Annotated in this window: 24 protein-coding genes; 7 read left to right on the top strand and 17 right to left on the bottom strand. The window is 56.7% G+C overall.

Annotated elements, in window-relative coordinates; genetic code table 11:
• The 4 genes from ACOJB8_RS33525 to ACOJB8_RS33540 form a co-directional block, all read left to right on the top strand.
• Nucleotides 1-210, top strand: a 210-nt coding sequence (locus ACOJB8_RS33525; protein WP_475016367.1) for a hypothetical protein, incomplete at its 5' end; no start/stop codon positions are given.
• A 367-nt stretch (nucleotides 211-577) separates the two neighbouring features.
• Nucleotides 578-2,326: an alpha/beta fold hydrolase gene (locus tag ACOJB8_RS33530; RefSeq protein WP_475016369.1), complete on the top strand. Its 1,749-nt coding sequence runs from the start codon at nucleotides 578-580 to the stop codon at nucleotides 2,324-2,326.
• A gap of 565 nt (nucleotides 2,327-2,891) precedes the next feature.
• Nucleotides 2,892-4,196 (top strand): esterase/lipase family protein, encoded by a 1,305-nt coding sequence (locus ACOJB8_RS33535; protein WP_475016371.1) that lies wholly within the window; start codon nucleotides 2,892-2,894, stop codon nucleotides 4,194-4,196.
• A gap of 42 nt (nucleotides 4,197-4,238) precedes the next feature.
• Nucleotides 4,239-4,478 carry a hypothetical protein gene (locus ACOJB8_RS33540; RefSeq protein ID WP_475016485.1) on the top strand — a complete coding sequence of 80 codons (240 nt, stop codon included), beginning with the start codon at nucleotides 4,239-4,241 and terminating at the stop codon, nucleotides 4,476-4,478.
• 132 nt (nucleotides 4,479-4,610) lie between these two features.
• On the opposite strand, the gene ACOJB8_RS33545 is transcribed toward ACOJB8_RS33540, so the two are convergent.
• On the bottom strand, nucleotides 4,611-5,348 hold the full coding sequence (locus tag ACOJB8_RS33545) for a hypothetical protein (protein ID WP_475016373.1): 738 nt from the start codon (nucleotides 5,346-5,348) through the stop codon (nucleotides 4,611-4,613).
• Nucleotides 5,349-5,908: 560 nt separating this feature from the next.
• Between ACOJB8_RS33545 and ACOJB8_RS33550 the strand changes: the two genes are divergently transcribed.
• Nucleotides 5,909-7,258 carry a hypothetical protein gene (locus ACOJB8_RS33550; RefSeq protein ID WP_475016375.1) on the top strand — a complete coding sequence of 450 codons (1,350 nt, stop codon included), beginning with the start codon at nucleotides 5,909-5,911 and terminating at the stop codon, nucleotides 7,256-7,258.
• A gap of 515 nt (nucleotides 7,259-7,773) precedes the next feature.
• Here the strand turns inward: ACOJB8_RS33550 and ACOJB8_RS33555 are convergent.
• The 11 genes from ACOJB8_RS33555 to ACOJB8_RS33605 form a co-directional block, all read right to left on the bottom strand.
• The gene (locus ACOJB8_RS33555) at nucleotides 7,774-8,187 is read right to left on the bottom strand and encodes a hypothetical protein (RefSeq protein ID WP_475016377.1); all 414 of its coding nucleotides are present in this window, start codon (nucleotides 8,185-8,187) and stop codon (nucleotides 7,774-7,776) included.
• Nucleotides 8,188-8,538: 351 nt separating this feature from the next.
• Nucleotides 8,539-9,555, bottom strand: coding sequence for a hypothetical protein (locus tag ACOJB8_RS33560; protein ID WP_475016379.1), 1,017 nt, complete (start codon nucleotides 9,553-9,555; stop codon nucleotides 8,539-8,541).
• A gap of 403 nt (nucleotides 9,556-9,958) precedes the next feature.
• Nucleotides 9,959-10,885: an AbiTii domain-containing protein gene (locus ACOJB8_RS33565; RefSeq protein ID WP_475016380.1), complete on the bottom strand. Its 927-nt coding sequence runs from the start codon at nucleotides 10,883-10,885 to the stop codon at nucleotides 9,959-9,961.
• Between the two features lie 77 nt (nucleotides 10,886-10,962).
• Entirely contained in the window at nucleotides 10,963-11,232 is a 270-nt protein-coding gene (locus ACOJB8_RS33570) for a hypothetical protein (RefSeq protein WP_475016382.1), read from the bottom strand.
• A gap of 64 nt (nucleotides 11,233-11,296) precedes the next feature.
• Entirely contained in the window at nucleotides 11,297-11,719 is a 423-nt protein-coding gene (locus tag ACOJB8_RS33575; protein WP_475016384.1) for a hypothetical protein, read from the bottom strand.
• 312 nt (nucleotides 11,720-12,031) lie between these two features.
• Entirely contained in the window at nucleotides 12,032-12,343 is a 312-nt protein-coding gene (locus ACOJB8_RS33580) for a hypothetical protein (protein ID WP_475016386.1), read from the bottom strand.
• Nucleotides 12,344-12,758: 415 nt separating this feature from the next.
• Nucleotides 12,759-13,163: a hypothetical protein gene (locus ACOJB8_RS33585; protein WP_475016388.1), complete on the bottom strand. Its 405-nt coding sequence runs from the start codon at nucleotides 13,161-13,163 to the stop codon at nucleotides 12,759-12,761.
• Between the two features lie 66 nt (nucleotides 13,164-13,229).
• Nucleotides 13,230-13,859, bottom strand: a complete 630-nt coding sequence (locus tag ACOJB8_RS33590; RefSeq protein ID WP_475016389.1) for a hypothetical protein — start codon at nucleotides 13,857-13,859, stop codon at nucleotides 13,230-13,232.
• A 48-nt stretch (nucleotides 13,860-13,907) separates the two neighbouring features.
• Entirely contained in the window at nucleotides 13,908-14,327 is a 420-nt protein-coding gene (locus ACOJB8_RS33595) for a hypothetical protein (protein ID WP_475016391.1), read from the bottom strand.
• Between the two features lie 36 nt (nucleotides 14,328-14,363).
• Nucleotides 14,364-14,741 (bottom strand): DUF5710 domain-containing protein, encoded by a 378-nt coding sequence (locus ACOJB8_RS33600; protein WP_475016393.1) that lies wholly within the window; start codon nucleotides 14,739-14,741, stop codon nucleotides 14,364-14,366.
• A gap of 11 nt (nucleotides 14,742-14,752) precedes the next feature.
• The gene (locus ACOJB8_RS33605) at nucleotides 14,753-15,379 is read right to left on the bottom strand and encodes a hypothetical protein (RefSeq protein WP_475016395.1); all 627 of its coding nucleotides are present in this window, start codon (nucleotides 15,377-15,379) and stop codon (nucleotides 14,753-14,755) included.
• A 296-nt stretch (nucleotides 15,380-15,675) separates the two neighbouring features.
• Here ACOJB8_RS33605 and ACOJB8_RS33610 point away from each other — a divergent pair, with 296 nt between their 5' ends.
• Complete coding sequence (locus ACOJB8_RS33610) at nucleotides 15,676-15,849, top strand: hypothetical protein (RefSeq protein ID WP_475016397.1); 174 nt, start codon at nucleotides 15,676-15,678, stop codon at nucleotides 15,847-15,849.
• 170 nt (nucleotides 15,850-16,019) lie between these two features.
• Here the strand turns inward: ACOJB8_RS33610 and ACOJB8_RS33615 are convergent, their stop codons facing one another.
• The 5 genes from ACOJB8_RS33615 to ACOJB8_RS33635 form a co-directional block, all read right to left on the bottom strand.
• Nucleotides 16,020-16,379 carry a hypothetical protein gene (locus tag ACOJB8_RS33615; protein ID WP_475016399.1) on the bottom strand — a complete coding sequence of 120 codons (360 nt, stop codon included), beginning with the start codon at nucleotides 16,377-16,379 and terminating at the stop codon, nucleotides 16,020-16,022.
• Between the two features lie 13 nt (nucleotides 16,380-16,392).
• Nucleotides 16,393-16,596, bottom strand: a complete 204-nt coding sequence (locus tag ACOJB8_RS33620; protein WP_475016401.1) for a hypothetical protein — start codon at nucleotides 16,594-16,596, stop codon at nucleotides 16,393-16,395.
• A 12-nt stretch (nucleotides 16,597-16,608) separates the two neighbouring features.
• A complete protein-coding gene (locus ACOJB8_RS33625; RefSeq protein ID WP_007183024.1) occupies nucleotides 16,609-16,929 on the bottom strand; it encodes a type II toxin-antitoxin system PemK/MazF family toxin in 321 nt (106 codons plus the stop codon).
• On the bottom strand, nucleotides 16,923-17,171 hold the full coding sequence (locus ACOJB8_RS33630; protein WP_475016403.1) for an AbrB/MazE/SpoVT family DNA-binding domain-containing protein: 249 nt from the start codon (nucleotides 17,169-17,171) through the stop codon (nucleotides 16,923-16,925). The genes ACOJB8_RS33625 and ACOJB8_RS33630 overlap by 7 nt, the downstream gene beginning before the upstream one ends.
• 99 nt (nucleotides 17,172-17,270) lie before the next feature.
• Nucleotides 17,271-17,831, bottom strand: a complete 561-nt coding sequence (locus tag ACOJB8_RS33635; RefSeq protein ID WP_475016405.1) for a tyrosine-type recombinase/integrase — start codon at nucleotides 17,829-17,831, stop codon at nucleotides 17,271-17,273.
• A 448-nt stretch (nucleotides 17,832-18,279) separates the two neighbouring features.
• On the opposite strand from ACOJB8_RS33635, the gene ACOJB8_RS33640 reads away from it, so the two are divergent.
• Nucleotides 18,280-18,801, top strand: coding sequence for a hypothetical protein (locus ACOJB8_RS33640; RefSeq protein WP_475016407.1), 522 nt, complete (start codon nucleotides 18,280-18,282; stop codon nucleotides 18,799-18,801).
• Nucleotides 18,802-19,440: the final 639 nt, after the last annotated feature.

The following is a 19,440-nucleotide window of genomic DNA, read 5'->3' on the forward strand; positions in this document are numbered from 1 at the left end:
GGCGTCTTCGTCTTTGTCATCATGCTTGTCATGCGTTGTCGTCGGTGGATTTTACTTGACCGCGTTATTGCGACAAAACGCGCCTTCGTTCGTGACACACTAAGTTTGATTATCACAATGCATCTATTTATTAGTCAAACCTCAACGCCGGAGAAATCGTGTGATGCAGCGCCCGCCCCGGCTTCCCTCTGTCGCGAACGCGATGCGTAGACTCTTTCGATCATGATCGCCTCGCCTTGAGGCTGAGCCGGTGGCGGGTCCTTGATCGGCCACGGGCGACAACAGTAGCCCATGCTGCGGCCAGCGGCGCAGAGCGAGTCGGTCGCATAGCTCTGCCGCCTATCGGCGGCCCAATTTTTTGCTCTTGGTTAAACAGATCCAGCAGCGTGTCGAACGTGCGCAACCTAACACGTCGTCGCTCGATTAGCTTTACTTCGTGCACGTTAGAGCATGTCATTGCATTTGGCGGTGCGTGCACCTCTCTATCATTGAGCGCTGCTTGGTCTATTTGCAACCGAAATCAAGGAAAAAATAATCACGAATTCGGGCTGCTTCCACGTGACAGAGGATCATCGAGATGTTGAATCGCTTTCCACCGGGGCGCTTTCTCCACGTTCTGGTATGGTTTGCCATATCGTTCGGATCGCGAAACGCGACGGCCACCCCTTGCCCGGCGCCTGAGCCTCTGGGGCCTTCTCCTAGTCGGCTCGTCGTTGTCGTCCCTGCGACAACGCAAGGGCCCGCGGAATGGAGCTCGTTTCTGGCCCGATTGAAGCAGGATCCACGAAGCAGCGAGATCGCGTGGTTGGTTTACGACCACGACATCGGCTACGCTACAGTCGGTCACGCTCGCGATGTTGCGACATCCATTGCCGCATGCATCGGCGAGAAGGTCCGTGACAACGCCTATAGCAGCGTCACGTTGATCGGCCACAGCCTCGGTGGGATGTTGGTACGCAACGCATATCTTGTTGGCGCCGGAGCCATGTCCGAACAGGAAGCGTCTCCTGACAAGTGGACGGACAAGGTGGACAAAATCTTGCTGTTTGCTTCGGTGAACAAGGGTGTGCCGCCCGACAAACTGACTTGGTGGTTGCAGCCGTTAGCCTGGTTGGGCAGAACCTTTCCGCATCCGCATCTGGTTGTCGAAGATTTTCTCTCGGGTTCGGATTTCATCGCCGACACACGCATTGCGTGGATTCGCTTCTTTGGGCAACTCCAGGACGCGAGGGAGGGCCACCCTGAACGGAGAATACCGCAGGTCGTCCAGTTCTGGGGCACGCGCGATTCCGTCGTCAATGAGCACGATAACGCGGACCTGACTGCTTTTAGTGGACCGGTGTTGTTCCGTATCCCCGACGCGACGCACCGGGACATGCAGCGCCTGGAGGCGGCGTTTACGTCGGACCCCCAAAGCAGGTGGGCAGCCTACCGCGAGCAACTGTTTAACACGGCCTCTTCTCCGTACACGGCCTATCCGCCTCGACGCGTGCTGATTATTGCGCGCGGTATTCGAGACTCCACAAACTCGGACTGGGTCAAAACCCTTCGCACACGCGCGGAGAGAAGTACCATCTACGGAAAAGGCAACGTCTATTCGATCGAATACGGCTATTTCTCAGCGGCCCATTTCGCACTTCGTCCACTGCGCAGAAAGCCGATACCAACGTTCCGCGACCTCTACGCGCAACTTCTGGCGGAAAATCCCAATACTCGATTTGACTTCATTGGTCATAGTAACGGTACTTATATTCTTGGGGAGAGCCTGCTCTCAACGCCGTCCATGCGATTTCAAAATGTCGTGCTCGCGGCGCCGGTTCTGCCTGTGGACTTCGACTGGACTACCGTGTTCAGGCGCGGCCAGGTCGACGCCTTGCGCTACGAAACAGCGTCTGGAGACTGGCCAGTGGGAATTCTCTGTCCGGCGCTCCGCGCTTTGGGATTTAGCGATGTCGGGCCAGGCGGCGTCCTGTTGTTCGGTGCAAGTAGTTCACTGATTGCGGGGTCGCACGTCGTACAGGTAGGTTGGTATCCGGGCGGACACGGCGAGGCGCTTCGGGCTGACGCTCGGGTCGACAATCTCGAACATTTACTCAAATTCGCGGAATACGCGTCCGACAATTTGCCGGGCGAAACGGTAGCATCAGATCTCGGGCGAATGCGATTTCTCGCGAACCTTACACCTTTCATGGTCTGGACGGCACTTGTTGGACTCCTCGCTCTGGTGGGCGTCGGTGTCACACGCGATCGAACCGCCTGGAAGCGCTGGGGCATTTGGAGTGCCGTAGTGTTATTCGTAATCTACGTCTTGCTGGATGTAACGTGAGCGAGCGCTGACGCAGATCTGCCGCATGATCGTTACTCTACTCAAGCGGCCGCAAGACATGGTTATCGAACCTTCGAAAGCCACGCGCATTGGGAGCAACAGACTTAACCCGTACAGACAAGCCAGCAGACCGACTTCGGATATGCGTATTCGACGATGGTTTGCGAATGTCCGCAAAGGAGTCTGCAACCGCCCATCAGCTTCCGGTCCGTCGACCAGATGTGCTGGAGCAGCATGCGCGGGAAGCGTGGAATGCGGCGGCGAGTACGCTACTTCTTTAATGCAGTGACGCCCACGCCGAACGGAACGGTAGTTAGGATCTGGCGGAGGAGTTTATCGGTGAAAGTCGATCGAATGCTCTTCGCGAGCGGGCCTTTTTGGTATTAGAGGGCTCCGGCGTGGAATCGATGCACGCGCGGATCGGTGGGCATGGTGTGTTCGCATGCTCACATTTCCTATGTAGCCGGTCTGGACAAATAGTTCTCCGTCACCTATCAGTGAATAGTCGGTGCCCCCACAGGGCGGCGTCCGTTCCACTTCGCTACCGCAGGCTTGGGAACCTTCCATGGACGGAACGAATCGAGCCTCTGAGGCCGCTGCAACAACCCGGTCGTCCGGCGGCCTGCGATGCATCCTTGTGCACGGAACCTTCGCAAGCAAAAGCACGTGGATCGAGCCGGATTCGCTTTTGGCGAATAACCTGTCCACACTCGATCCGAGAGGTGTCACGTTTTCCAAGTTCGTCTGGTCTGGAAGTAATCGTCACGTCGGCAGGCTAGGTGCGATTCACAAGCTTCGCCGACAGCTCGCGTGCGAGACATCGACGAATCCAGATACGCGCTTTCTCATCGTTGCGCATAGTCATGGGGGAAACATCGCGCTCGCCGCCATCGACGCCATTCCCGAGCGCCAACGTGTCGGTGTTGTGTCGCTTGGCACACCGTTTTTCCACTTTGTGCAACGTGACACAACGGTGCTCCGGGCCATTCGTTATCTGCTGTATCTCATGATCGGCTGCGCGCTCTTCTATGGAGGGGCTTTTCTGTTCAAGCTAGCGGCCGATTCGATCCTAAGCGGCCCTCTGGGCGCCCCGTATAGGTGGATCGAACATCATTGGCCGTGGCTAGTCTCTGTGACTCATGTCCTCGAACCGATTCGTTATGCGACCGCATTTGTATTTATCTTCGGTGTTTACTGGCTCTTTCTTTCCGTACGTTTCGATTCCGAAGAGCCGCCGCTGGCAAAGCTGCGTAGCCTGTCGATGGATCGCTGGAAGGCCGTGAGCCCATGGTCCGCGCCGACGTTGTGCATTTGGCTCGCGCCGGACGAGGCGTACTGGACGCTCCGCATAATTCGCATGCTCGGCGACATTTTTCATCGTCTGATACGGATACTTGCGACGCGTCTTGCTCCGATAGTGGCCGTGCTGACACCACTGGCCGCGTGTGCGCTGAACGTGTATCGCGTCTGGAACTCGCCGCATCTGACGACTGAAGTCGATGCATTTCTGTACACGGCCGGCACGTTCCTGATGACGTTCGCGCTGTGCGTGATGGTTCCACTTTCACTATGGTTGTTGAGCATCTTATTGTCACTTCCTTCAGCACTGGGGACCGGTACGATGCGCGTTGCCGATCACTTTTGTCTCGACATTCACCCCGAGCGCACGCCGCAGATCGATGCCTTGCAGATCACGCGTTGCCCGATGACACTCCACTCGGACGGCGCGCTAAGGTCGCTCATCATCGTGCTGTCGGCTTTCGTGGGGAAGTTCATACACAGTCGCCTCTACGACGACCCACGGACCGCCGAGGAAATCGAAAAGTGGTATAGGCAAAGAACATGCGTGGTGATTCAGCCGGAACCGTGAGTGCAATGACATGCGAAAGTCGAGCAATCAGGCCGCGTCTACATCAGCGCGCTTAGGGACATCCAGCCCGGCGAAGAACTGTTCATCGATTACGCGGTCAAGATTCCGGCGAAAGCACGCGAAACAGCAGCGAGTACACCTGTCACTCTGGCGCCAGGCGTCGCCGAGGGACCATGCTTGGTCCGATTTAGATACGCTCGGGGCGAGGCTTCGAACCTTCATGAGCGGTTGGGCAGTCAGAAGTTGCTGTTCCAACTCAAGTGGAAAAACGACTGCAACTGATGAAAGCTGCGGGCAACATTTCTTGGCACTTGTACATCGCGCACGATGTCTCCGAGTTCGATCTTGCAACATCCTTCATCCTTTCTGCGAATGAGCGGACGGCGATTGAGGCGCACCAGGCGCGACATATGCTCAAGACAAAAGATAGCGTTGAGCCAACACAGCTATATCAGCGGCATGGTCCGTACCGTTGATACAGCGTCGAGCACTGACAAAATCGTTTTGCGTCGCATTCAGGTAATCGGTAATTTTGCGCCCCGTGAATGTTCCAGTTTTGAAGCCGTGGCACAAAACGAAGAGCGCGGACTGAGGAACGAGGGCGTCGTCGGGTTGGGTTACGAGATCGACATTCAGCAGTTTGGCATAGGTCTCGTAGTTGTTCCTCCAGGTGAGCTGAACGTAGCCGCGCCCGTAGTACGGGTAGTATTTCAGGTTGAGTCTTCGCCAATTCTCGTCGAGCCAAAAGGCCTCCTTGACAGGCTTGAACGTCTTCGCCGTTTCCCATTCCACCGTGGCAAGGACATAGGCAATCTGCCCGGGCAATCCAATGCCTTGCTGTGTGCAGCCGGCTTTAATCGCCTCAATAGTGCCGTTCGGTGTGGAAAAATCGTAAGTCGAAGTGTCGAACGCCGAGAGTTTTGCCTGCAACGCAGCGATCGACTGCGGGCCGACCATATCTGGGTTGCCCTGAAAAACATCCGTTTTGAATTCTGCCCAGGCCGTGCGCGTTCTCGGGCCAACCAGGCCATCAATATCGCCCACCGGATATCCGAGCATGCTCAATGCCGCTTGCAGTTCGCTAACCTCAGCTTGCGGCAATGTGTCGAGCGGGCACGCGTCGCTCAAATTCGAAAGTAATGTCAAAGTCACGGGTGCCTCCGACAAATAAATCGATCGAAATGCTAGCTATCCAATCGCACCTTGATTGCCGCGCGATTACTTCACCTTGTGTCATCTTGCTGGGGTTATAGCAGACTGCCGAACGCCGACAACCTCTTGCGCTTCAAAGTGTGCGGGATCACACACAGTTGTGTTTCCGATAAACGTTGGGTCCGCGCTGCATATCCTATAGTCCCAGTGATATGCCTCGGCGCAATCGAAATCGTACCCAATCAAAACATATTTGTTGACCCGATTGAGCATGAGTACGATTGTTGGTCGTATCTAATGCTGACTTTTCGCTTCAGTTCTGACGAAGAAGATTCGGTCAAGGTATGGACGGTGCCTGGTTCGCCCCTGCTGCAGGTGCTGCGCGAACAGACGTACGCAATCCATGATTGCGGCCTGGATGCATCAATGCTCTTCATTACATCTGTCTTGCACCAGAACAAACCGATAGGGGGCTTCGAATGCTAGGCTCAGCGTCAATCGAGATCGCGATCGGTGTCGCCTTCATCTATTTGCTAATAAGTCTCGTCTGCACATCAATCATGGAGGTCTTTGCCTCGGTCCTGAACAAACGTGGGAAGACGCTATTTGAAGGCGTGAAGAACCTGCTTAACGACCCGACCTTCACCGGGCTTGCACAGCAACTTTATTCGCATGGGCTGGTGAGCGGCATTTCCGAGTTCGCTTCGGATCCGGATCAAAAGAACCGATTGCCGTCGTACATCCCGTCGAAGATTGTCTCATCGGCACTCGTCGATATCCTTTCCTCAACCGGTGCGGCGTTCCATCCTTGCTGGGGCCGCCTTCTGAGCGATCGCCAGCAAGCGTTCAACCAGGCCGCTGCCGCTGCGGCTACCAATCCTGGAAATGCTTCACTTGTCGCTGCGGCTGTCGCAGCGAAGCAATCGCTCAACGAAGCTCAGGCGATGTTCACCAAAGCCGCCGGCGTCACCCAGCAGCTCCAACTGGCCTCGCAGACGGCCAAAGCAGCTGATATGGGCAAGAACTTCAAGGTCGTTCAGACGGCGGCACAGCAGTTCGCAGTTGCACTGGATGATGGACGTATGCTGGCCGCACAGATTCCCGATCCGTTGGAGAGTATCGAGAACGCCATTCGACAACAGGTTCCAGCCGGCCACACGAGAGACTCCCTGCTATTGCTCGTCGAAAAAGCACGCCGGGAGACCGCAACTTTCGTAGGTAAGGCCGACTTCGCTGAGCGACGGATCGAGGCGTTTCAAACTAACATCGATATGTGGTACAGCCATGCCATGGACCGTGTAACAGGTTGGTACAAGCGGTGGACTCAGGTCGTCCTCATTGTTGTGTCCGGCTTTGCGGTTGTTGGGGCAAATGCCGATACCATCATGCTTGTTCAAGCCCTGGCTGCCAACGATACGTTGCGGACGGCATTGACAGGAGCGGCAGCGCAGGTCATACGAACTGCGGCGCCGGCAGCGCCTAACGGGGAGAGTGGCACGATCGCCCAAAAACCAGACCACGGGACTTCAGCTGCGAAGCCAGCGAGCGACGCACCGGCAAGCGACGCACCGGCAAGCGACGCACCGGCAAGCGACGCATCGGCGGCGAAGTCAGCAAGCGACGCATCCGGCGTGGACATGACGGCCTTACGAACAATAGTTGTGAAACAGTCAGAAACGCTCGGTCTTCCAATCGGCTGGACCTTGAACAAAGACGCCACGACTGACTTCCCGACAAGCCCTCTTGGATGGCTTCTGAAGATAGTCGGGCTCATTCTCTCGGTTGCAGCAGTATCGCTCGGTGCGCCTTTCTGGTTCGACACGCTTAGCAAGTTCGTTAACATTCGCGGGGCTGGTACGCCCCCCGGACAGCTGAGCAAGAGCGGACCACAGCGGAAGCCGGCAAAATAAGATGGCCGGAGCGGTCACTATTGGAACGTTCAATCGGGACTTATATATATGTATTTATCGCCAGACAATGGCCCGTGGCGATCCAAATAAACCTTAGCAGGTCGTCTTTGAGCGAGACTGGCACGGCGCGCTGAAGCCATATATGGCGATCCAAGGATGAACATCATTATCTTCGAAGCGGCTTCAGTTTCGCGATTGGCGCGGAGAACTGCTTCGGGTCGACACTCGTCTGACGCCTCGCTCGTGAACGGTGATTCATCGTGACGTGTCCGAGAAGAGCGGCTATATCGCGGACCCATGTTAGCGATAAGGGCGCGTTATTGGACGTAACTACCGAATCGCCCCGCACGGACCACTATTAGAAGTCAAGGGGGTTGCGTTGTCGTAGCCTGAGCCACGCCTCAAGAGAATGGTGCAACGTTCGCAGGGCCTCACTGTGTTCCTGGAATTCGTCCGGATTGATCGTGTCGCTCCGAGCCTTTGCCGCGTCGATGCCTATGAAATCCAGACACGGCTTAGAAAAGCCCGCCCTGCCGCACGTCCCGCGCCGGCGGCAGCGACGCCCTGGCGCGTCGGGTGCCGCGGCGGCGCGCGAGCCGGCGCACGTGCGCCACCAGCTCCACCCGCACCTCACCCATCATGAGCACCAGCGCGTACAGCCGCAGGCCGTCCGGGCCGGATTCCGGGCGCGCGCGCAGCGAGGCAGCCAGCGCCAGGCGCCGCGCGCGGTCGAGCAACTGGGCGCGGCTCATGCCGGGCCAGCAGGCCGCGATGAACGCGGCGACTGCCGGCGGCAGGGTTTCGGGGGCGCAGCCGGCGGGCAATGCGAGGGCAACAAGTTTGAGGCGGTCGGCCATGCAGGCGAATAAAAGTCTGGGCCACCCGATCGTGGCGCAAAACGGGCTGGCCCGCAACATCGCGGCGAACACCCATCGCAAGCGCCAGAATGGACCGCGCCGGCGGACGCATCACCCTTCCTATCATCGCCCCAGTGCCGCCGCATCCGACTTCTCCAGGCCGGGGCGCGTAGTTTTTCAAGTTTGCGAACATCGTCAAGTCTGATAACCCGTATTGGCAGCCCTACGTTCTCCCTTAATAGTTATGCCCCTCCACCCATCACCGCGATCCGCTTTGGGCAGCGGCTCTCATACAAATACCATACAATACAATACAAACGTTGATCATGAAGCTTATGTAAAATTGCTATGGAGTCCTATTGGCGTCATGGCCATGTTCGCGCGCTCCCTTGTGGCCGCCTGCCGCAGCAGCCCGCGACTTTGCTAGATGGGATCGTAGGTCCGTCCAAGGACAACTTCTTCAACATCGCTTGCTAAGGTTTTCCCGTCCGGTAAACGCACTGGTCCCTTCTTTTTATCCCCCCACGTCTGCCCGGCGAAGCAATGTACCTTTGGATATGTTTCTGCCTCGAGTAAAAGCTTCTTGTATGCACGTCGCGCTTCCCGGTAATTTGGGTAGACGAGACTCACCACTTCAAAAGTCCCTGTTTCGCTTACCTCTTTGCCCCCACCACCTCTGAAATTCACCGTCCGCAACATGAACATACGCACGACCTCGGTCGTTCCGTACGATGGCCTCAAGTTCCACTCAATATCGGAAGTTGCCCTTTCGACCACGCCCGGACCGCCATCCCTGAATGGACCAATCCAAAGGGTGACAACGTTCGAGAGATCGCCGCTATTTTTTGCGTACTCCCTGTCCGCGAGCGACGTAACATATGCATCGACCGAGAAGCTTGCAGCGTCGAAGACGGTTAGATTCTCGCTTCGCAACTCATCAAACCTGACGTTTAGGTGTTCAGCCACCCTTGGAGGAACAAGCAGGAATACACCCGCTTCCATACTTAGCTTGCACCCCGCCGGTATATGAAGTTCGGTCGCTTTGTCTCGTTTTGCACACGTGTCGCCAATATAATTCCAGGTCAGCACGTCAAAGATTTCACCGGACTTTTTGTCTGCTGCCTCAACCCAATTCGGCCCTCGTTTGTCCTCTGGTTTTGGCTCTTTTAGTAAACCTGGGTGCGTTTTCTTCGTATGTCTTATTGCGTCCATAACAAGGCGCGTGTCTTTCATAACGTAGACTTCGTCTATCCACGCATGTACTTCTACAATCGCATTTCTGTCGTCCTCGACACCTGAGTGCGCATTACCAGAAACGTAGAACCATGAGCAGCCACCGTGCAAGCCTTTGTGTGGCTTGAAATGTGGATTCCCCTTGACGGCATTCTCAAGCAGTTTTTTCGCAACCTCAAGGGTGAAACGACCGGTAACTTCCAGCATAAGCACCTCGTCGACTAACTACGCACATTGTGTGGATAGTTAAATTGCCCGCCCTGATGATCTCAAACATATCGAAAGTGTTTAAAAGTATTTTCGCTATGAGTTTCGCACAAGATTGGGAATGAAGACGCGAAATCGCCATCAGGTGGCTCGAGTCAATATCCATGCTCCGCTTACGCCCTCGCGTGCTCCTATAGGCTTCCGACCGTCGTTTCGCGCACGCGAAAATCGCGGCGCTATTCGCTCACGAAGCTCTTGATAGGGCTGATGTGCCAATCGCCAGTGATCCACATGAAGGCAAAAGCCAAGAGCCGGTACCCGGCTCTTTTCACGTCAGTGTTTTTTCCGGTGACTACCTACCGCAGTCACGCGCCGGCGAATTTTCCGTTGCGTTGCGGCCCTGTCAGGAAAGAAGGCGCGTGAGTTCGGCCACCAACCCCGCGCCGACGGCGCTTCCGGCTGCCTGTTCGACGACCGATCGGATGCTATGCATTGTTTCCCGGATGATCGCGAATCGAGGTTTATGCGATTTCGCCTGAGCCTCGATGGTTGCTATGTCAGCTTCGACCTCATCGCGCGCCTCGGTCGTCAGATCAAGTACTTGTAGCTGTTCCCGCAGTCGTGTCATCAGGGTCGTGACCGCTGCCAGGTCAGGCGGCGCCTGCACGAAGGTCTGCGTGGAGTCGGTCGTGGCTTGCTGAACCTGAGACTGCTGCATGCTGTGGATGACCGTCTGGTTCTGTGCGTAATATGCGACCGGTGCCGGCGTGGGTGGCTCCGGCACACGTTGCTTTTCCTCATCCGAAAACGTCATATCCTCTCCCAACACGCCGCTGCTTTCCAACTTCAGTGACCAGTCGAGAACAACGTTGCGCACCGTATCGATGACGCCCTGAACGGATGCCCTGCTGATAGCGGTCGCGGGTTGCATCTTGGGTCCTACCATCGCGTCCATCAGATTTCGCTCGACTTCGGGAACGAACGACACCATAAACTCGCCCGGTTTCTCTGTCTCAGCGAGCATGTTTTCCAGTTTCGCGATCGAGTCGAATATTGGCCGTTTCGACAGGCGCTCTGCCCACTTCGGTTCGGCAAATCTCAGCGGCTGCCATCCGTGATAGTCGTTGAAGACCTTGACTGAACCCGAGAGCAAACGATATTCCGGCAAGTCCTCGGCGTCCTTGTAGCCATTCATTTCGGCGCTGACCCATCTTTCAAATTCGGAGACGCCGAGTTTTCGCGCGACGACAAATGCCATGCGCAACAGGTGCGCCACGCTGCCTTGGGTGTTCAACGCTTCGCGCTGTAGCTCTAAAACAAGTGACGCCATGACGCCCTCCCTTCGGACCAACGGGCATTGCCTACAATCCCCGCCTTGATCAGATGTAACTGTTTTCCGTTGTGTCGTTAAGAGACCACTTTCACACCGGCGCGCGCTGCGACCAGCGCATCGACCACGCTTTTCGGAAGCCCATCCCAAACCATGAACTGCGCCCCCTCGTCTTCCTCAGCGTGACGACGACGAACAACGAACACCTGGCGCTCGTAGTCGTGATGACGCAGCGAATCGGATGGAAAGTCGCCCGAGAGCTTGAATGAATGACGCGATTTCATAACGTTGCCAGCGAGGTCGTGAGTTTCGCCGTCAGCAACACCACCAATGAATAGAATTTCCATGTTGATAAACGTCTCATGTCGGCTACCGGCCGTGCGGGGCGCTCTACGCGCCAATTTTCCGGTGTCAGTGATGTTTAATCGCGGCCACCCATGCGGCCCCGGTACTCAACAAGGCAACAATGGCCGAGAAAATGGGCACGTAGACCTGCCAGCGCTGGGATCTCCGTTCAGCCCTGTCGTGAAGATCGACGGCTAAGGTGAGCAACTTGCCCGTATAGTCAGCAGGCAACCAGTCGGTGCCGTCCTCATCGCCGGGCGTTACATGACGTGCGACAAGTGACACTCGGTGAGTGCCTGACGATGCAACGCGGAAGAATTCGCGATGCTCTTTGGCAACCTGCTCCCAGCTAACGCCAGACCGCGGTGCTCCGTCCAGTTCGTCGCGTAAGCCACTTTCACTACGATGGGAGTGACGGTCCAGCGCCAAGACTTGGATCAGCGCTAGAACGTCTCCGAGACGATCTGGGATCAAGTAACCATCAGCCATCTTCTTGTTTTCCGATTTTCCGATACGTGGCTCGTGACGACTACGCCGTGAAGTGAGCCCCGCCTACACCCGCTCCGTTATCCGTTTGTCCACTGGTTTGTAGCAGGGCAATGCTTGCAGTGGTCCTCGCACAAGCCCACATCGTGCCCCAAGGGGCGCTTGACGCTGACCCACTCGTGTTTCCACTCTGGATGCGTCGCAATAAACCGAAAGACCTTCAGGAGCCTCCATGCCGATACGATAACTACGACCGGACACGCAACGAGAGCGAGACAACTAACAGGACTGGAAAGCATGGTCAATTTTCCGTGTCTAATTGGTTGAGGCGCTGTTCGCGGCAATGGCAGCGTCGTAGGTCATCCCATGCTTCCACGCCGTAAAGCCGTTGCCGCCGCCATTAATCGAGTAGCCCAGTTCGGAAACGACGTCGATTGAGTAGCCAGTCGCACGCGCGATGTCTGCGAAGTCGTAAACCTGAACGGGTACTTCTTGCTTCAGCAGTAGCTGGTTGATATATCCCTCAAGCTCAGAGGCAATACGATTTCGGTCGGCTGTTTTTTGCCGTTTTTTCGCATCGCGGCCGCCGTACTGGTCGCGCTTGATGTGAATGGGGTAAGTAACCATGAGTTGCCCTTCCTCTCGTTTTCCTGCTAGCAATCGGAAATCTGATGCCTCCGCGACTCGCTCGCCTGAAGCTCAAGCGGTTCGAGTACGATGCCCCACGCCTGCAACAGGCCATCGAAGGACGGTTGCGCTCCGTGCGTGCGCGGTATCGGCAGCGCTACGCCCGTCGCTCGATAATGCACGCGATCCTTAGCGCTCGCACCACGGCGGACAACGCGCTCGAGGGCTCCACACCGAAGCGCATACTGCACCGCATCTGAAGCCGTACGCGAGTTCATGAGGCCAGAGGCTGTGACGTCGCTCACCGTCGCGCTGGGCCGTTGACGTAACCAAGCCACTAGGGCATCCGCCATTTCATGTGTGCTCATTCTTGCCGTATTCCTTTCGCGCACGCGAAAATCGCCGCTCAACATTCCTACTGATTATGCTTTTGCTCATCAGCCGCGGCACCTTGAGCGCAGCCTTGAAAATACAGGGCCTCGCCCTCCCCCGGCGTCCGCGCTCCGCGAGGATGCGAATAGGCTTGGTCGACCGATTGGAGAATGACCTTGCGTAGACCCTCTCTGCTTTGGTCGTCGGTAATTGAGGTGATTTGCGGCCCCAATACTTCGCTGATGTTCAGTTCGAGGATTGCCCTGTTGGTCGCGCCCTGGTCCGCGCCAGCATTACGCTGTTGATAGATCCAGTTAACGACTTTAGCCACACGGCTACATGCGTCAACTCTCACGGACAGCGGTGGCGGTTGTGTCTGTCCGACCGCATCAGACACGATAAGGGCACTCGCCAACACCAAGATCGCCTTCGTTAGCGTTCGTTCCATGTCTTCGAATTTTCCGGTTCGTTGTGGCCCGCGGTTACGCCGCAAACGCCGAAGCACAACGGTACATCAATCACTCAGCTTTAGCTTATGTCTATTTTCTGCAAATCTTTGCTGAAATTCGACGAAATATTGCTCCACGTGTTCCGCGGATTGCGCCAAATACTTAACGTGCCCGTCCAATTTTCGGATCTCGCTGGGGAAGGTAGCGAGCGGGACGATTGCATATTTCAGTTCAACCGGATCTTGCGGAACCCCGTCTCGACGCTCTGCTTCGCGTGCATTTTTTGTAAATAGAAGCAGCGCGTCTTCGTTTGCGATCCGACGGGCTGCCCAATGGGCAAAGTTGTGACGGAGTATTCGGTGCATCTCAATAGTATCAGCCGCTTTGAGAATTCCTTCTTTCAGATCTGAATCCCTTAGCTCAGCAACTATCTCTCGCAATTTCACGAACACTTGCGCATCTTGAAGACGTGAAGCATTGCGAGCCTCGGTCCCAAGCGCGGCGTGTCGTAACGTGTCAATGATGCGCCGAGCGCTTAAGTCAGCGTAGCAATATAGCTGGATCAGCTGGCCAATTAGCGCAAAGTCTGACTCGCGGAGGTCTATGGTCGTAGCAAGAAAGGCGTCTGGATCGGCGTCGCAGCGCCTTTTGATCTCCGTGATATTTCTCGGAATTCGCTGGGTAATGTCAATCATCGTTCTTATCGATCCGGTTCTCGCTGTTTTCTCTGCTTTCCTATTTTCCTATGCGGAAAGTGCGGATGAGGCGTTACGCAAAATGGCCACAGCACACATTGCAGCCAATCCCAAAACGCCCATCGACGCGACCATTACGCCAAAGGAAATCGACTTACGCTGATTCGCTGCGTCTTCCTCAGCTTCCGAGTCGCGCGTCATAGCTGACATATCGTCCATCGAGGACTTCAGCTTTTCGACGGACGGAATCCGGTGAGCCGCGAGTAGCGCGGAACGTTGAGATTGATCGACCATCTGAAGATCGTTATAGATGGTGGTGTTTTTGATCGCGAACGTTGCGGAGACGAGACCAAGCGTTCGGGCCGAGCTTTCGTCGCGCATCGCAGGCAGTCCGACGCACAGCGAAATCCCCGTCGAGACAAACGAAGCGAGCAGCACAGTCGATACGGCTCGTGATGACAATTTCATTACGCTTTCCTGTAATTTTCCGTTACGTTTAGCGGTCTACAGCCACCTTTTGAATCTGTTCAGGTCGGAACCTGCCGGGGCAACCCAATTTCTCCGGTTGGCGTTCCAGCGAGCGCCTAACGCCTTCGCTCGATCCTTGTCCGAAAACGGCACGTTGAGCGCTGTTTCGGTCGGCGCGGTGCGGGGTCTCCGCGAGTGATCGAGCACTGGCCGTCGAAAGCGCCGGTCAAACTTGGCTTCGGCTTCGTTCGCACCATCCCAAAACCCGCAGCCCGATTCATGAATGTCGCCGCCATTATTAAAGACGAGGTTGAGCGCGCGGATAGTCTCGCTGAACGTCGGCAGACCTGCGATGTGCAGGCGAGCGTCGGCGTCTTCGATCGCTCTGCGAGTTGCGAGTCCGTTCGTCGTCATAGGTGATTTTCCTATGCAGCGGCAGCTTCGAAGTCGACCATACGAACCACCCGTTGGAGGAGGGGTGAGGGCTCGTAAAACGATCCGCCGTAAGCAGCAACCGTCGTGATCAGTCCGGTACGGGTCAAAGAATCCGCGATTGCAAAAAGATCGGCATCGCTTTCGAAGACCCTAGGCACCAAATCAGCTTTCATTGCGCCGATGGTCTCAATGCGCCGCTGGCCAATATCAAGCGAGGGTCTACGCTCATCAAACCAGTTCCTGTGAAGAGAACCAATTAGGAGTATCTCGTCTCTCCGCAGTGGACCGAGAATGTCTGCGTAGTAGAGGAACTCGTCGGCCTTCATTGTGCCCATCCACACTTGATTCGCGATGATCTGCGACAACAGCCGAAGGTTGACGCGCGATGCGCCCTCTTGAGCGGCACGGAGGAACCGATAGACTATGGCAAGGCCCTCTTCGAGATCCACCTCACTGACGCGCGATTGGCCTCGAGCCAGTTCACTCAGCAGTACTTCGCGAGCGGCATCGAGACGCTTTGTCATAAGCTGTTTCAGGCCAAACCCTGCGACGTTGCCACCGGGGAGGTCGGCGAGACTGAGGACATCGCCGACCAATGCAATCAAACCTTCGCTCACGTTTCTAACCCGTTTTCCTGTGTGTAGCGTCACGCTCTGGATAGCGCAGCGCTACGTGTCCAATTTCTCGCTTCGCTTATTCTTGACCGCCGTTTATCCGATATATCGTGTTGTCAACGTCTGCTTGCGCTTGCTTCAAGTGCGAACACAACCCTTGCGGCTCTCCTGGGTCGCCGCATTTGCTCTCTGCGATCGCCATCTGAATCTGTTCGTTCGCGGCACGAGCGGCCGACAACTGCGACTCTTTTGCGTCGTCGGACGCTTGATGCTGGCTGCAGCCATATGCAAGCGCAGCAATGAGCGCAACGACGTATGCGGCGGTTCTCATTGTCTTGCTTTCCAGTGCCGCGCGCGGCGGCGAATTTTCCGGGCTAAAACGGCAGCGCGGGATGCGCTTTTTTCTACGCTTCCTGCCGAGCCATCCCGCGCATATCGTCGGCAAGCTCCAGGCATCGCTTTTCGTCGGTTAGGACCTTGCCATCCGGCGCATTGCGACACCCCCAAAATACGCCTGCGGTGAGCACGTCAATCTGCTTGTCCGCCATCGCGTTTCTTGTGACCGCGAACGCGACTATTGCCCAAGCACCAAGCTCGCAGCAACACCGAGTGCGAATGCCTTGTTGATGGTCATGTTTTCCTGTCAGTCACGCACCGCAAGAATTTCGAATTTGCTCTCGTCGCTCAAATTCGGAAAGTGTGCCAGGTCGTCGGCAAATTCTGCGCGCAAGACGTCGAGGTCACCGCCCCGACTGTCAGCGCCGAAGACCCTAAGTGCTGCGCGAAGGGTCGGGTCTTGACCACGAGCAATCGAGATCCACCGCGCCTCGTATTCACCGGGCATCACTTGAAGACGCGCGCCGTCTTGCGCGTAGCCGGCTATTTCCCGACCGCCCTTTACCCGAACTCTGCAATGTGTCATGGTCACCTCAATTGACGCTTGATGCTTCACGCTGATACCGGCCGGGTTTCCTGTTGCGCACACGCGAAAATCGCCACGCAATCTTCCAGTCCGTCTACAAAAGATCAATCTGTCGCGGATCGACTTCGCGTGCGGAACCCTCTCCCCCGGCGATTGCCGTTACCTGCCGCTTCGCTGTCGTTGCGCCTCCGCTTGCTTGCGTTTTCGCCCGGTTCTGTCGATGCTCACTGCCCCATTCCTCCTTCAGCACAGCCGTACTGAACAGGACGCCAGGCGCGATCTGAATGAGGTCGCTCATGTCTGCTGTTCCTTATTCCGCAAAGACTTCCTGCAAGGTTCGCAGGGTGTCCAACAACGTCTTATCGGCCACTGCGCCCTCCTTCTTGACCAGGCGAACCTTGTCTACTGCGCGAATCTGATCCAGAAGAATCAAGCCCTGTTTGCGCTTGAACGTCACAGGAATCCGAAACGGCGCAGGACGCCCCTTGGAAGTCATCGGCGCGACGATGACTGTGCGCAAGTGGTCGTGCATTTCGGGAGGCGAAACGACGACACAGGGGCGCGTCTTTTGAATCTCGCTACCAAGCGTCGGATCGAGCGCAACCAACCAGACTTCCCCGCGCATCACCATGCAAGCTCCGCGTCATCGGCATTCGAAAACTCGCCCATGACCAGCGCATCGCCGCCACTCTCGGCCAGAGCCTTGCTCGCATCCGCCCAACCCTCACGGGCTTTGTGCTTCGGACGGCGCAGAACAATCGCGTCGTTCTCGACTTCCATTTCCACTTCGCTCTCCAGCCCGAGTTGCGCAAGGACGGGCTTCGGGATCAGCACGCCCTGCGAGTTCCCCATTCTGCGAATCGTCGTTCTCATAAAACCCTCCAAAGTAATAACAATGTTACACCGCGCAGCCTCGGTAGTCAACACAATGTTATTACAGCTGGCGTTCCGTGTCACGCCAGCCGCCTCGGGCTACGCCAGATGCCGTTGTTGCCAAATTACGCCTGCGACAATCGCTCCTAGACGGACCGGATCGGCGTCGATCAATCGCTTTGTTGCCGTCAGTGTTTCGTGTCCAAGTAGCTCGTTTATGTGACGAAGATCGAATCCGAGTCGATGCAAACGCACAGCAAACGTTCGGCGCCCGGACATTGCACTTGCTCCCTCTATGCCAGATTGAGAGTGCAGCTTGCGGAAGAGTTGGCTCATGGAATCACATGAGTAACTGACAGCCCCGGTGGAGGTCTTTCGCGCCATCAAGCGGTACGGTTTGCCATCGCCCGTGAGAAACAATGGCGACTCTGGATCAAGGCCGCGATATGCGGCCTTGCGCGTCGTGGCGCCGTGCCCGCTCTCGATGCGGAATGTTAGGTACTTGTCGATTGCGTTGACCACCTTTGCATTTGACCACCACAACGGGCGCTTCTTGCCGTTGTAGGCGAGTTCTGCGGCGATCTTGGACTTCTCAAGCAAAGCCCCGTCGCCTTTGAGGTATGCCGAAACCGGCAGGCGCGCAACCTCAGTGAGCATCATGCCTGTCCCGTATATCACCCATGAGCAACGCCACGTTGCGCTCGCGGCTCTCGCCCGAAATGGCGGAGACTTTCAGCAGGTGCTTTAAGCGCGCGTCTTCAATGTAGGGAGTTTTAGCCATACTTTTCCAGACCGAAAAACGACTTATTCAGAGGTTAACGGCGCGAGGATAACCGGTAATCGGCCTGTGTCCAAAGCGAGACTGGCAAACCTCGGAAAAGCGTGCCGAGCGCGCGACGGTTGTGGCGGCCGTGCACACCGGGTCCCGCCGTTTTCGTCCAGCCATCGACTTGAACTTCAGCACAAGCCACTCGCAAGCTGCCGCGCGAACACAGTCGTGGCAGAATGGGTCGCGCTCCCGCGATCACGTTGCGGGCACAACAGAAATTCGAAGCCACCGGAGCGCAAAGCTAGCTGTTGCTCGACGCCACCACACCACAGGAATCGCATGACCGAAATCGATCCAAAACCGCTTGGCCCGGACGACGTTGCAGCGTTCAACGCAACCATCATTACCACCGCTGGCAAGGCCGCCGGAGTCTGCCTCAAGCTCCGGCGACTCGATGGCCGCGATCAGCTGCTTCATCTGTCACCGGCGGAAAGCCAGAAAATCGTTGATGCAATTGCCGTGTACATTCGGAAAGGCAATCACCAGAGGCTGATGTTCCAGTTCGACCGCAACCCCGAGCTTGCTGCCGGGCTGCCGCCTGAACATCCCTACAACACCATCCTCAGCATGAAGCCGCCGTTTTCCCCAGAGGAAGTCGGCGAACTGACATTGAACAACGTCGTGGCCCAAAGCGAGTTCACTGCTCGTGGTTCATTTGTGACTTATTGCGTGACGTTCAGCGACGGCAGTGAAGCCGCATTTCGCCTTCACGAGTGCATCGCGTTCAATATCTGGGGCTCTATCCATACGATCTCCCAGAATGCCGAGATCCTGCTGGAAGGCGCTCACGGCAACGCCTGAGTGACGATCAGGAGTCTTTGAGGCCTGTGGAATGTCCAGGGACTTCGAGCGCAACCTGCCGCGCAGACAATCGCCGGATTGCAACAGCCCCTGCTCTACGCACTCGAGGGAGCCGGTCACATCGCCGCGCAGTATCGCCAGCATTAGCTGCCATACGCGCGGCGCATCGGAAATACCCGCGCCACGACGGCGTGCCGGCCAGTCCCGACTGCAACGGGAGATGCGGCGAGCTGTACCGCGCAATGTGACTTTATCCGTCATGATACAGTACGTATAACGTCATATATTCCGCGTGTAGAATGCCCAACGCGTCATGTCTTGCTCCGACCAGGTATTCCGGAATGCGCGGCATACGCCACGCGCACGCAGATTCCCCTCCCCTCCTTCAGCGGTCTGTCTGACACATGGGGCGGGTATAACGCGTGAAAACGAGCCGGCGCGTCAGCGCACCGCAGGTCGGCCGGCAGCCGACAGGATCGATCCATGAATCGCAAGGCACTCGTTGTGTTCGCATTGATGGGCTGCGTCACGGGCATCGCTTCGGCGCAAACCAGTTCCGCCCAGCCCGATCCTCCCGCCGAAGGACTCTCACAGCATCGCCCGCCGCCGCCCTGTGGCGGGCCGCCGCCCGGCCCGCCT

This window comes from Paraburkholderia sp. BR10141 (genome assembly GCF_056155635.1).